This is a genomic window from Serratia sp. HNCC26DJ206 (assembly GCF_057180605.1).
This window is the reverse complement of the sequence record NZ_JBXUGP010000011.1, coordinates 15,423-27,610: the sequence shown is the minus strand read 5'-3', so window position 1 is coordinate 27,610 and position 12,188 is coordinate 15,423. Positions and strand designations below refer to the sequence as shown.

Annotated in this window: 12 protein-coding genes; 7 read left to right on the top strand and 5 right to left on the bottom strand. The window is 52.5% G+C overall.

Going from position 1 to position 12,188, the window contains the following annotated elements; genetic code table 11:
• Nucleotides 1–71 precede the first annotated feature (71 nt).
• The 4 genes from hisJ (at nt 72) to hisP (ending at nt 3,132) form a co-directional block, all read left to right on the top strand.
• Nucleotides 72–854: a histidine ABC transporter substrate-binding protein HisJ gene (hisJ, locus tag AC2A1E_RS09165; RefSeq protein ID WP_473187827.1), complete on the top strand. Its 783-nt coding sequence runs from the start codon at nt 72–74 to the stop codon at nt 852–854.
• 96 nt (nt 855–950) lie between these two features.
• Nucleotides 951–1,637, top strand: coding sequence for a histidine ABC transporter permease HisQ (locus AC2A1E_RS09160; RefSeq protein WP_459401986.1), 687 nt, complete (start codon nt 951–953; stop codon nt 1,635–1,637).
• A complete protein-coding gene (locus AC2A1E_RS09155; protein ID WP_459401987.1) occupies nt 1,634–2,341 on the top strand; it encodes an ABC transporter permease in 708 nt (235 codons plus the stop codon). The genes AC2A1E_RS09160 and AC2A1E_RS09155 overlap by 4 nt, the downstream gene beginning before the upstream one ends.
• 17 nt (nt 2,342–2,358) lie before the next feature.
• Nucleotides 2,359–3,132 carry a histidine ABC transporter ATP-binding protein HisP gene (gene hisP, locus AC2A1E_RS09150; protein ID WP_459401988.1) on the top strand — a complete coding sequence of 258 codons (774 nt, stop codon included), beginning with the start codon at nt 2,359–2,361 and terminating at the stop codon, nt 3,130–3,132.
• 17 nt (nt 3,133–3,149) lie between these two features.
• Here the strand turns inward: hisP and AC2A1E_RS09145 are convergent, their stop codons facing one another.
• The 5 genes from AC2A1E_RS09145 to AC2A1E_RS09125 form a co-directional block, all read right to left on the bottom strand.
• Nucleotides 3,150–4,055 carry a TIGR01777 family oxidoreductase gene (locus AC2A1E_RS09145; RefSeq protein ID WP_484383475.1) on the bottom strand — a complete coding sequence of 302 codons (906 nt, stop codon included), beginning with the start codon at nt 4,053–4,055 and terminating at the stop codon, nt 3,150–3,152.
• 27 nt (nt 4,056–4,082) lie between these two features.
• Nucleotides 4,083–4,460, bottom strand: coding sequence for a dihydroneopterin triphosphate 2'-epimerase (gene folX, locus AC2A1E_RS09140; protein WP_459401990.1), 378 nt, complete (start codon nt 4,458–4,460; stop codon nt 4,083–4,085).
• A gap of 115 nt (nt 4,461–4,575) precedes the next feature.
• The gene (gene yfcG / locus AC2A1E_RS09135; RefSeq protein WP_484383474.1) at nt 4,576–5,205 is read right to left on the bottom strand and encodes a GSH-dependent disulfide bond oxidoreductase; all 630 of its coding nucleotides are present in this window, start codon (nt 5,203–5,205) and stop codon (nt 4,576–4,578) included.
• A gap of 194 nt (nt 5,206–5,399) precedes the next feature.
• Entirely contained in the window at nt 5,400–5,723 is a 324-nt protein-coding gene (locus tag AC2A1E_RS09130; protein WP_459401992.1) for a cupin domain-containing protein, read from the bottom strand.
• Between the two features lie 26 nt (nt 5,724–5,749).
• Nucleotides 5,750–6,916, bottom strand: a complete 1,167-nt coding sequence (locus AC2A1E_RS09125) for an oligogalacturonate lyase family protein (protein ID WP_473187821.1) — start codon at nt 6,914–6,916, stop codon at nt 5,750–5,752.
• A 449-nt stretch (nt 6,917–7,365) separates the two neighbouring features.
• Here AC2A1E_RS09125 and AC2A1E_RS09120 point away from each other — a divergent pair, with 449 nt between their 5' ends.
• The 3 genes from AC2A1E_RS09120 to kduD all read left to right on the top strand — a co-directional run bounded on the left by AC2A1E_RS09120 (nt 7,366) and on the right by kduD (nt 12,153).
• Nucleotides 7,366–8,937, top strand: coding sequence for an MFS transporter (locus AC2A1E_RS09120; RefSeq protein WP_484383473.1), 1,572 nt, complete (start codon nt 7,366–7,368; stop codon nt 8,935–8,937).
• Nucleotides 8,938–9,004: 67 nt separating this feature from the next.
• The gene (locus AC2A1E_RS09115; RefSeq protein WP_484383472.1) at nt 9,005–11,068 is read left to right on the top strand and encodes a right-handed parallel beta-helix repeat-containing protein; all 2,064 of its coding nucleotides are present in this window, start codon (nt 9,005–9,007) and stop codon (nt 11,066–11,068) included.
• Between the two features lie 323 nt (nt 11,069–11,391).
• Nucleotides 11,392–12,153, top strand: a complete 762-nt coding sequence (kduD, locus tag AC2A1E_RS09110) for a 2-dehydro-3-deoxy-D-gluconate 5-dehydrogenase KduD (protein WP_473187818.1) — start codon at nt 11,392–11,394, stop codon at nt 12,151–12,153.
• Nucleotides 12,154–12,188: the final 35 nt, after the last annotated feature.

Here is a 12,188-nt window from a genome sequence, read left to right as displayed (position 1 = left end):
GCAAATTGATTTTGGTGGAACGCAGTCTAAAGCCTGTAGCGGCATCAAAAAAATCAATTTGAGGGTAATTTATGAAAAAGCGGGTTTTGATTCTTCCTTTAGTCTTGGCTTTAAGCGCGATCGGCAGTGCATTTGCGGCTATACCGTCAACGCTGAAAGTGGGCACCGATCCAACCTATGCGCCGTTTGAGTCTAAAAACGCTCAAGGGGAGTTGGTAGGTTTTGATATCGATCTGGCTAAAGAGTTATGCAAACGTATAAATACCCAATGTACTTTTGTGGAAAGCGATTTTGATGCGCTGATCCCTTCTCTCAAGGCGAAGAAAATTGACGCCATCATCTCTTCTTTATCCATTACCGAAAAACGCCAGCAGGAAATCGCCTTTACCGACAAACTGTTTGCGGCCAACTCCCGCCTGATCGCCCCAAAAGGTTCAACGCTGCTGCCAAATGTTGAATCCCTGAAAGGCAAGAGCGTCGGCGTGCTGCAAGGTACCACGCAGGAAGCTTACGCCAATGCCCTGTGGCAGCCAAAAGGGGTCACGGTAGTGCCTTACCAGAACCAGGATCTGGTGTATGCCGATTTGGCATCCGGGCGTATTGATGCGGCATTCCAGGATGAAGTGGCGGGTAGCGATGGCTTCCTGAAACAACCTCCAGGCAAGAATTACGCTTTTGCCGGTGAATCGGTGAAAGACGATAAATTCTTCGGCGTGGGTACCGGTATGGGGTTACGCAAGGATGAAACCGAGCTGAAAGCTGCGCTGGATAAAGCGCTGGCTGAAATGCGCAAAGACGGCACTTACGATAAGTTCGCGAAAAAATACTTCGATTTTGACGTTTACGGCGGTTAATTCCCGTCCCGTATCATGCTGGCTGCGGGTCCGGCTTGCCGGGCCCGTTCAAGCCTCATGCAGTGTTCGGGATCAAATAACGACAGGATGAAGTAGATGCTGCAAGGCTATTCCCAATTGATATTCGAGGGTGCTCTGGTGACGCTGGAGTTGGCCCTCAGTTCTGTTTTGCTGGCGGTGGTGATTGGTTTGATCGGCGCCGGTGGTAAACTTTCACAAAATCGCATTATCTCAACGATATTCGGCGCTTATACCACCCTGATCCGCGGTGTGCCGGATCTGGTGTTGATGCTGCTGATCTTCTACGGCCTGCAGATTGCTCTGAACAGCCTCACTGAATTAGTCGGTTTCTCGCAGATTGATATCGATCCGTTGAGCGCGGGGATCATCACCCTGGGCTTTATCTATGGCGCTTATTTCACCGAGACCTTCCGTGGTGCCTATATGGCAGTGCCTCGCGGCCAGGTTGAGGCGGCAACGGCTTTTGGTTTATCCAGCAGCCAGATTTTCCGCCGTATCCTGTTCCCGGCGATGATGCGTTTCGCATTACCCGGCATTGGCAATAACTGGCAGGTTATCCTGAAGGCCACGGCGCTGGTGTCGATTCTTGGCTTGAACGATCTGGTAAAAGCAACCCAGTTGGCGGGCAAAGGCACCTATCAGCCTTTCTTCTATGCCTTGGTTGCCGGGATGGTATATCTGGTTTTCACTACCGTTTCCAACGGCGTGTTGCTGTGGCTTGAACGGCGTTATTCATTGGGCGTCAAAAGGGCCGAATTATGATCGATATTTTGCATCAGTATTGGCAGTCGCTGTTGTGGAGTGACGGCTATCGTTTTACCGGGGTCGCGGTTACGTTATGGCTGCTGATTTCATCGGTGGTGATGGGCGGATTGCTGGCGATCCCGATGGCGGTGGCGCGGGTTTCTTCTCTTCCCTGGCTGCGCCTTCCGGTGTGGTTTTATACCTATATTTTCCGTGGCACCCCGCTGTATGTGCAGTTGCTGGTGTTTTACTCCGGTATGTACAGCCTGGAAATTGTGCGCGGCACCGAATTCCTGAATGCGTTTTTCCGCAGCGGGCTGAATTGCACCATTCTGGCGTTGACGCTCAATACCTGCGCGTATACCACCGAGATCTTCGCCGGAGCCATTCGTTCTGTGCCGCATGGGGAAATTGAAGCGGCCAATGCCTATGGTTTTTCGCGTTTTAAAATGTATCGCTGCATTATTTTGCCTTCGGCGCTGCGCACCGCATTACCGGCGTACAGCAACGAAGTCATTCTGATGCTGCATTCGACGGCGCTGGCCTTTACCGCCACCGTACCGGACCTGCTGAAGATTGCCCGTGATATTAATGCGGCAACTTATCAGCCGTTCTATGCGTTCGGCATTGCAGCGGTGTTGTATCTGATTATCTCCTATACGTTGATCAGCCTGTTCCGTAAGGCAGAGAAACGTTGGATGGCACACGTAACTCATCGATGAATGACGGGAATAACACCATGTCTGAAAATAAATTAGCCGTCACCGAACTGCACAAGCGTTATGGCGACCATGAAGTGCTGAAAGGCGTTTCCCTGGCAGCGAATGCGGGCGACGTGATCAGCATTATCGGTTCTTCCGGTTCAGGTAAAAGCACCTTCCTGCGCTGTATTAACTTCCTCGAGAAACCGAGTGAAGGTTCGATCAGCCTGAATAATGAAGATATCCGCATGGTGCGCGACAAAGACGGTCAGTTGAAGGTGTTCGATAAGAAACAACTGCAATTGCTGCGTACCCGCCTGACCATGGTCTTCCAGCATTTCAACCTGTGGAGCCACATGACGGTGCTGGAAAACGTTATGGAAGCGCCGGTGCAGGTCTTGGGTTTGAGCAAGGCAGAGGCGCGCGAGCGTGCGGTACGTTATCTGGATAAGGTCGGTATTGACGAGCGTGCGCGGGGCAAATATCCGGTGCACCTTTCCGGTGGCCAGCAGCAGCGTGTGTCGATTGCGCGCGCATTGGCGATGGAGCCGGAAGTGTTGTTGTTTGATGAACCAACCTCAGCGCTGGATCCGGAATTGGTGGGCGAAGTGCTGCGTATCATGCAAAAGCTGGCAGAAGAGGGCAAAACCATGGTGGTGGTAACGCATGAGATGGAGTTTGCGCGCCACGTATCGAACCACGTGATCTTCCTGCATCAGGGGTTAATCGAAGAACAGGGGCCACCAGCCGAGGTTTTCGGTAACCCGAAAAGCCCGCGTTTGCAGCAGTTCCTCTCGGGTGCCCTTAAGTAAGGGCACCGCATATTACTTTAGGCCTGCTGGTTGATCACATCATCCAGCGCCTGTTCCAGCTCAAAAAAGCGGAAGCTGAAACCCGCTTCTTCCAACCTTCTGGGCACCGCGCGTTGGCCGCCCAGCACCAGCACCGCCGCCTCTCCCATTAGCAGCCGCATAGCGAATGCCGGTGCGCGTAAAAACGCCGGGCGATCTAATACCTTGGCCAAGGTGGCGGTGAACTGTTCATTATGTACCGGATAGGGCGCAACCATATTGAACGGGCCGCGCAGGTTGCTGTGATCCAGCAGGTAGATGATGCCGTTAACCATATCGTCGATATGGATCCATGGCAGATACTGGCGACCATTACCGATCGGCCCGCCAAGGCCCATACGGAAAGGCGGGAGCATTTTGGCCAGCGCGCCACCCTTGGGAGCCAGCACCACACCGGTACGTAGCAGGCAGACACGGGTCGTGCTACTTTGCGCCCGCAGCGCCAATGCTTCCCAACGCTGGCAGAGCTGATGGGTAAACTCATCGTGCGGGGTTTCATCTTCGGTCACCACCGCCTGGCCCTGATCGCCGTAATAGCCGACGGCAGATCCTGATATCAGCACCGCAGGCGGTGTGGCGCTGGCATTGATCAGCGCCGCCAGCTTTTCGGTCAATTCCCAGCGGCTGTGGCACAGGTGGTTTTTCTGGGCTTGGCTCCAACGTTTGTCAGCAATGGGCTCACCCGCCAGATTGATGACGGCATCAAAGCCGTCCAGAGAGTGTCGATCGCTGAGTGAAGGCCAATAGTTGACCTGCTCGCCAAACTTGGCGTGCGCACGTTTTACATCACGTGACAGCACGGTAACCTCATGTGAAAGGTGCAGCAGTTGTCGAGTCAGGCTGCTGCCAATCAGCCCTGTCGCGCCGGTAATCAGGATACGCATGGTCGGCCTCCCTGAGCGGTATAAGTATTATGCGATGTCGCTACGATAGCTCATGGTCATAGAAACCGAATCGGCGTAACGCAGAGCCAGCAATTTATCTATCTCTACTTCAGCATAGGTTACCCAGGGATGTTGTTTCACGATATCGAGCACATCCTGAGTTAATTTTTCCAGCAAAGCGAAGCGGTTACCTTCAATGTGATGAATGATCGCCTTGGTAATGGTGCGGTAGTTCAGCGCATCGTCAATGTCTTCGCTGTTACGCGCTTTATCCGCTGGGTAATGGATCGTCACGTTGATCAGGATATCCTGACGGTTATTGATTTCTTCTTCCTTGATACCGATGAAAGTACGTAACCGCAGGTTTTTAATACGGATAATGGCATCGGGTTGGCGAGATGGCATCAGAGATTCTCCAGAGGTCTGAATGTTTGCGTCCAGAATACACGGAAACGAGAGAGATGATAACGCAGCCAAGCGGTTAAAGAGAGCCACAGGGAGGTGGCTCACAGTAAATTGGTTAAGCCTGGTCTGCCAGCTTGTAGGCTCGCTTGGTGGCTGGGCGGTTGCTGATACGTTCGAACCAATTACGTACCGCCGGGTAATCAGCCAGATCGATACGCTGTCGGGGGTGAGAAACGACCCAGGGATAGGTGGCGATGTCGGCGATGCTGTAATTGTCTCCACCCAGGTAAGGATGTTTTTGCAATTCGGCATCCAGCACGCCATACAGGCGCTTGGTTTCTTGTTGGTAACGCTCAATGGCGTAAGGCACCGGCTGTGGGGCGTAGTGGTTGAAGTGATGGTTTTGGCCGAGCATTGGCCCAAATCCGGCAACCTGCCAGAACAGCCACTGCAGCGTTGCTGCGCGATCTCGCAGCCCTTTACTCAGCAGTTTGCCGGTTTTTTCTGCCAGATAAAGCAGGATTTCACCTGATTCAAACAGGCTGATAGGAGCACCGCCGTCAAGCGGTTGCAGATCGACGATGGCCGGGATTTTGTTGTTAGGAGAGATGGCCAGAAACGCCGGTTGGAACTGATCGCCAGCACTGATATTTACGCGGTGAATACGGTAGGGTAGGCCAACTTCCTCAAGGAACAGAGTAATTTTGTGGCCATTAGGAGTAGGCGCGTAATACAGGTCAATCATAATTTATCCTACGACAAGGTGATCTGTAAGTTATTGCACGTACATTACTGCGGTCTGCACTACAGGCAAAGATATATCAGATTTTCATCAAAGAATAGCGCTTAACAAGAGCGGGTTGTGGGCGATTTGAATGGTATTTGTGGGTGTGAAGCAGAAATCCCCGGAACTTGCGTGCCGGGGATTGAAGGAAAGGCTTAGCTCAGGAAGTCTGCGCGCTGTGGAGTAAAGGTATCCAGCAGCGTTCCGGCTTCCAGGCAGACGCAGCCGTGCACGACGTCAGGTTTCTTGTACAGGGTATCCCCGGCACTCACCTCTTTAGTGACACCGTCAATGGTGAAACTGAAGCGGCCAGACAGCACGTAAGTCAGCTGCTCGTGCGGGTGGCTATGCAACGTACCGACGGCATCTTTGCTGAAGTTGACTTCCACTGCCATCATGGTTCCGCCGTGAGCGAGAATACGCCGCGTGATGCCGTTCCCCAAGTCCTCAAGCGCGCATTCTTGTTTGTAGATGAACATGACTTTTCCTCAGTAATAAACCGTAATTAAGCAAACAGATTTTCAGGCAATTTGGCCAGATAGAGTGCGGGTTCACCTTCAAAATCTGAGGTAAACAGCACTTGGCGGTTGTCTGGCGTAAAGGAAGGATGCGGGTGCGTAACCTGACGATCGCCCTTCAACACGCGCCATGAACTGTTGTGCGCCGCCAGACGAGCCTGGCGCTTATTCTTGGCATCAAACACGTAAAGCCAAGGATCGTTCTCGATGGTATAACCCGCGGAATCCTTGATATCTACCGGGGATGCAGAACCGTCACCCACCAGCATGCTACCGTCGTGGTTGCTCATCAGGTGAGAACAGGCTGGCATGCTCATCACAATTTCATTCACACCGCTTTCTGGATCGAAACGGTAAATGTTGCGATCCTGCTGGCCTTTCATATAGGAAACGTACATCAATGCTGAACCATCTGGTACCCAGAATTCGTGGGTGCAGCTTTCACCTTCGGCGTGGGTTTTCACCTTGCGCATATTGGTGCCGTCTTCATTGATCAGCCACATACGAGCATCCACCAGATCGTGCGGGCCTTCGTGGCAGAAGGCAACGCAGTTATCGTGGTAAGGACGATAAATCGGGTGGCCCAGCCAGACGTTATCCTGATAGATCACGCGTGAGTCGCCGCTATGGAGATCGACACGCAGCAGGCGGCAACGCGGATTCTTGGTGAAGAAGGTGTGGAAAATTTTCCAGTCGGTCAGCGGTTCCCAGTCGTTGCGATCGATTTCGATGCCCACCAGACTGGTGCATTCGCTGTTGGCGACCCAGGTACCGTAACCCACCCACTCTTCAGGCACCTGATAAACCGTCTGCTCATGGCAGTTGCTGAGTTCAACCCGGCGCAGCTCGCGTTCATTTTTCACGTAGTAGAGGAAACGATCGTCTGGCGATAAGAAACCCCCGAACGTATTGTCGCCTGTGCCTTCGGTCAGTTGAACTGCCTGCTGTTTTTCCAGATCCAACAGGTAATAGTTACGGTTACCGTCAAATTCCCCAGCGAACAACAGCTTGCGCCCGTCATTGGTGAAGCATTTCTGGTAGAAGTAATTCCGGTGGCACAGTACGTCTGGCGGCGTTAAGCGAGTGATTTGTGCGCCGGTACTCGCATCGGTTGAACGGTGAAAATTGAATTCGAGGATTGAACCTTTAGCCACGATGGCCTCCCTTAAACTGATTGATGAACCGCCAGAGACTGAACAGTTCCTTAATTACTAAAACGTTGTTTCATTAAATTAGAAAAATGATATCAAAGTGACGCAGCAGGCCAACCCATACGGGTGATTTATGCGACCGGCATCGCATAAATTGCTTCTCTCATCGTAGTTTTACTCAAGATACCTGTTTGCATCATGGTTTGCGGGTGCATAACTGTGCATTCTGTGTCGCTATTCAGCGTAAGCCACTTTACGGTTGGGAAAACCAACATCGCTCAGAGAAGGGGCTGTAGCCGGATACTGCCCATGCTTAAAAACGCCGCAGTTGATTACCCTTACTTTTTTTCTGTGATTTCTGTCACATCAATATCGCTCTTCGACCAGTATAAAACATCATTCCTAAAAAAATGAAATAATAGTTCATTTTTAGTAGCGAAATGAGACGGTAGATGAGAGCAACGAGTATTAAGCCTTTGGGAGAAGGTCGGGCGGTCACGCTGGGGCACCAGTTGGCATATGGTGGTGGCAACCTGTTGGGCAGTGGTGCTCTGGCAATCAGCGGAGCTTGGTTACTGTATTTTTACACTACATTTTGTGGGCTGACGTTGTTGGAAGCGTCGTTTATCTTTTCTGTGGCCAGCGTTATTGATGCGATCAGTAACCCGGTGATGGGCTACCTGACCGATAACTTCGGCAATACCTGGCTCGGCAAGCGTTTTGGTCGGCGTCGTTTCTTCGTGTTGATTGGCGCACCGCTGATGATTTTCTATCCTCTGCTGTGGGTCGAAGGTTTCGGCTTCTGGTACTACCTCGCGACTTATGTGATTTTTGAACTGATTTACACTTCGGTGATGGTGCCTTATGAAACATTAGCCACCGAGATGACCGATGATTTTGCCGTGCGCTCCAAGCTGACTGGCTACAAAGCCATCTTCGGCAAAATGGCCAACTTCCTGGCCGCCTTTATTCCTGGGCAATTCATCCTGATCTACGGTAAAGAATCGGCGCAGCCCTTCCTCTATACCGGTATCACCTACGGTGTGATTCTGTTTATTGCTATTGGCGTGCTTTATCTGTTCTCTTGGGAGCGAAAAGATGAAGGGGTGGCGATCGTGAAGCAGAAACAATCGCTGCTGAATACGCTGATCTCTCTGGCCAGAGATATGCAATCCACTTTCTATCTGCGGGTGTTCCGCAAGCATTTGGGTATGTACCTGTTCGGCTTTGGCGCCGAGTGGCTGTTTGCTTCTGTCTTTACCTATTTCGTGATCTTCGTGCTGCAATACGATCCGGCGATTCTGGCCGGGCTGAACAGCCTGAACGCCATGCTGCAATTGTTCTCCACGGCGCTGTTTATTGGTCTGTGCGTGAAAAAAGGCTTCAGCAAACCGTACAGTTGGGCGCTCGCTATCGTTATTTTTGCCGTCTGCTGTTACTCGTTGCTGCGCTTCTTCAACCTGCCAGCACATTATGCGACCGCTGCCATCATCGGGGTGACGGTGATCTTTGGCCTGGGAACCGGCGGGGTGTATTACATTCCCTGGACGGTATATACCTTCCTGGCCGATGTGGATGAAGTGTTTACTGGCCGCCGTGAAGGGATCTACGCGGGTGCCATGACCTTCTCTGGCAAAATTGTCCGCTCAATCATTGTTTTCACCATGGGGGCGATCCTCAGCTACTACGGCTTCCAGTCGAAATCCCATACTCAACCGGAAACTGCCATCACGGCTATCTCCTGGGTGTTCTTTGCTGGCGTGATCATGCTGGCGCTGGTGGCCATCGTCTTTAGTGGGCAGATGACGCTGAATCGCCAAACCCATCGTGTGGTGCTGGACGAGGTTGCGCGCATCAAGGCCGGTGGAGAACTGGGCGATATTCAACCCGAAGTGCGCCTGGTGATCGAAAAGCTGGTGGGCCTGCCCTATGAGCAATGCTGGGGTAACAGCGAGATCTGCCAGAAGATGAATATTGTCCCTGAAGTGAAAGCCACCGTGCGTGAAGCCGTCTCACAGGCCTGATGTTCCCACGATTCATTGATGAAACCTTCCTGCATTTGCGCAGGAAGGGTAATAAAAGGAAAGGGAAATGAAGAACGTTCCTCTGTCGTTATGCCTTGCTCTGGTCAGCATCTGCAACAGCAGTGGCGCCGCGTCATTGCCCGTTCCTAATGAATTGGTATGGCAGGCGATCGCTTTTGGCCAGTCAATCGATGTCAACTTTGCTACCAACGTGTTGCCGGGCAAGGTGGGCACCAATCAGGTAACGTTGGCCAGTGGCCAGCCATTACCTGCCGGGCCATTGAACACGCCGTTTCACATTGAAAGCCGTGGCGGAAAGATTGGTAACAGCCACGATGGGTTAACGTTCTATTACACGCGTATCCCGGCCAGCGCCAATGTGCTGCTGGAAGCGGACATTACGGTCGATCAGTTTGGCCCGGAAACCGGTGCGCTACCTGCCGGGCAGGAAGGGGCGGGATTGTTGATCCGCGATATTCTTGGCAAACCCCGGTTGGAAAAAGTGCAGCCGGGATATGAGGAGTTTCCGGCCGCGGCCAACATGGTGATGAACGCCATCATGACGCAGGATAAGAAAGACCATCATCGGGTGAAGATGATGTTGATTTCGCGCAACGGTGTGATCAATTCCTGGGGTAACGCCGGTATTGAGATCAAACGTGCAGGTTACCAACCGGAGATCGATCTCAAGAAAACGCCTCGTTTCCGTTTACGCTTGGCCCGCACCGATGATGGTTTTGTCGCGGCCTATGCGCCAGAGGGTAGCGATAACTGGACTAGCCAGACGATCGGAGATGCGCATCGTGTCAGCGTGCTGGAACCTGAAGGCTATTACGTCGGCTTTTTTGCTTCGCGTAACGCGCGTATCACCGTGAATCAGGCAAGCTTGACGCTGAGTCAGAGCAATCTACCTGCGGCGGAGAAATTTGTCGCCAAAGCGCCAGCGACACAAATCGAAGTGGCCTCAGCAGCGATAGCTGCCACGGATGATTATGTTTTCCAACTGCGTAGCAACGAGCAAGGCACCCTGACCGTCAGCAAAGACGGCATCGTCGTGGCCAGTGAGCGCGCGGTAAAGCCGGGTGAAATGCTGGCGCTGAATATCCCGTTGACCAAACCGGAAACCCGGCTGGATTACCGCTTCACCACGCAAAACGACAGTACCCTCGATAACCACCTGGAAGTACGCAAAGTCGGCTATGCCGATGCCAGTAACCTGTATGTTGCTGCGCAGGGTAAGGCTGGCAACGATGGCAGCCAGCAGCATCCGCTCGATCTCATCACGGCCGCGCAAGCGCTGGCTCCCGGTGGCGTGCTGTGGTTGGCGGAGGGGGATTACCCGCACAGCGTCTTGCCCGCTTCCGCTAGCGGAACCGCAGCGCAGTTGAAAAAGCTGCGGCCATTGGGGCGTAATGTGGTGCTGCATGGGCTGAATCTGGATGCCAGTTATTGGGACATCCAGGGAATTACGGTGACCGAGAAGAGTTTCAGAATTGCCGGTAGCCATAACCGTATCGATCGGGTGGTGGCACATCATGCCGATGATACCGGCATCATTGTCTCCTCTCCGGCTGATACTGATCGGCCGCTGTGGGCCAGCCATAATCTGATTTCCCATGCGGAATCCTACGGCAACAAAGATCCCGGTTTGATCAATGCCGATGGTTTTGCCGTCAAAATGCGCGTGGGCGAGGGTAACCGGCTGGTGGCTTGTTTCTCGCACGATAACGTGGATGACGGTTTCGATCTGTTCAACAAGATTGAAGATGGCCCGAACGGGCGAGTGATTATTGAAAACAGCGTTGCGCTGCGCAACGTCAACAATGGCTTCAAACTGGGCGGCGAAGGGTTACCGGTCGATCATCAGATTTCGGGCAGTATTGCCATGGAAAACGGTATGGATGGATTTACCGACAACTTTAATCCTGGGGCATTGCAGCTCACCAACAATACCGCCATTGATAATCATCGGTTTAACTATATTTTCCGTCCTGGCCCTTATACCACCAAGGAAAAACAGGGCGTGTTCAGCGGCAATGTCTCCCTGCGTACCAAGCCGGGGGAGTATGCCGACGCCGTCGTGGGCCAGATCGCTGGGAATAACGCCTTTATCTTGGCAGAGAACAAATAGCAGCGCACCAGGCTCGTTTTATGGCAGGCCAATAATTTCCGCGTTTCTGTGGCTCCGTTGCTTAGATTGGAGCCACAATCTTCACTGCTATTATGTCGATCGCCATCAAATAAATGAAAAATACCTTTCACAAAAATCAAAACATCGTTTCAATTTAATTGATTGCCATGGGGATAAGCGCTAGACTTGCCGCATCATGATGACAGGGACGGGCAATAGCGCCCGCTCTGTGCGGCAGCAAGCTGCGAATACTGGCGGGATTGCACTGTTATCCCCACTTTTTGATAAGGGCCGATGATGCCCTGAGTACTAAGGAAAAGAGCATGATTCTCGATAATTTCTCGTTGCAGGGTAAAGTGGCTGTCGTGACCGGTTGTGACACCGGTCTGGGTCAAGGCATGGCACTTGGGCTGGCGCAGGCGGGTTGTGATATCGTCGGCATCAACGTGGTTGAGCCAACGGAGACCATCGCGAAAGTTGCAGAAATTGGGCGTCGTTTTCTGAGCCTGAAAGCTGACCTGAGCAACCTGGACGTGCTGCCTTCCCTGGTTGAACGTGCCGTGGCTGAATTTGGCCATATCGATATTCTGGTGAATAACGCAGGTATCATCCGCCGTCAGGACGCGCTGGAGTTCAGCGAAAAAGACTGGGATGATGTGATGAACCTGAACATTAAAACGGTCTTCTTTATGTCTCAGGCCGTAGCGCGTCAATTCATTGCTCAGGGTAAGGGCGGCAAGATCATCAATATCGCTTCCATGCTGTCTTACCAAGGTGGTATTCGTGTGCCTTCCTATACGGCGTCGAAGAGCGCGGTAATGGGTGTGACTCGTCTGTTGGCTAACGAATGGGCCAGCCATGGCATCAACGTGAACGCCCTGGCACCGGGTTATATGGCAACTAACAACACCCGCCAACTGCGCGACGATCAGGCTCGCAGCGAAGCGATCCTTGAGCGTATTCCTGCTGGGCGTTGGGGCCTGCCAGAAGATCTGATGGGGCCGGCGGTATTCCTGGCTTCACCGGCTTCAGATTACATTAACGGCTTTACCCTGGCGGTAGACGGCGGCTGGTTGGCGCGCTAAGTCTGAAAAATAACGCATTGATTTTATTTGCAGAG

Coding starts and splice junctions, on each gene's coding strand:
- AC2A1E_RS09160 (WP_459401986.1), top strand. CDS start 951: ATGCTGCAAGGCTATTCCCAATTGATATTCGAGGGTGCTCTGGTGACG.
- hisP (WP_459401988.1), top strand. CDS start 2,359: ATGTCTGAAAATAAATTAGCCGTCACCGAACTGCACAAGCGTTATGGC.
- kduD (WP_473187818.1), top strand. CDS start 11,392: ATGATTCTCGATAATTTCTCGTTGCAGGGTAAAGTGGCTGTCGTGACC.
- folX (WP_459401990.1), bottom strand. CDS start 4,460: ATGCCATCTCGCCAACCCGATGCCATTATCCGTATTAAAAACCTGCGG.
- AC2A1E_RS09130 (WP_459401992.1), bottom strand. CDS start 5,723: ATGTTCATCTACAAACAAGAATGCGCGCTTGAGGACTTGGGGAACGGC.
- hisJ (WP_473187827.1), top strand. CDS start 72: ATGAAAAAGCGGGTTTTGATTCTTCCTTTAGTCTTGGCTTTAAGCGCG.
- yfcG (WP_484383474.1), bottom strand. CDS start 5,205: ATGATTGACCTGTATTACGCGCCTACTCCTAATGGCCACAAAATTACT.
- AC2A1E_RS09155 (WP_459401987.1), top strand. CDS start 1,634: ATGATCGATATTTTGCATCAGTATTGGCAGTCGCTGTTGTGGAGTGAC.
- AC2A1E_RS09145 (WP_484383475.1), bottom strand. CDS start 4,055: ATGCGTATCCTGATTACCGGCGCGACAGGGCTGATTGGCAGCAGCCTG.
- AC2A1E_RS09115 (WP_484383472.1), top strand. CDS start 9,005: ATGAAGAACGTTCCTCTGTCGTTATGCCTTGCTCTGGTCAGCATCTGC.
- AC2A1E_RS09120 (WP_484383473.1), top strand. CDS start 7,366: ATGAGAGCAACGAGTATTAAGCCTTTGGGAGAAGGTCGGGCGGTCACG.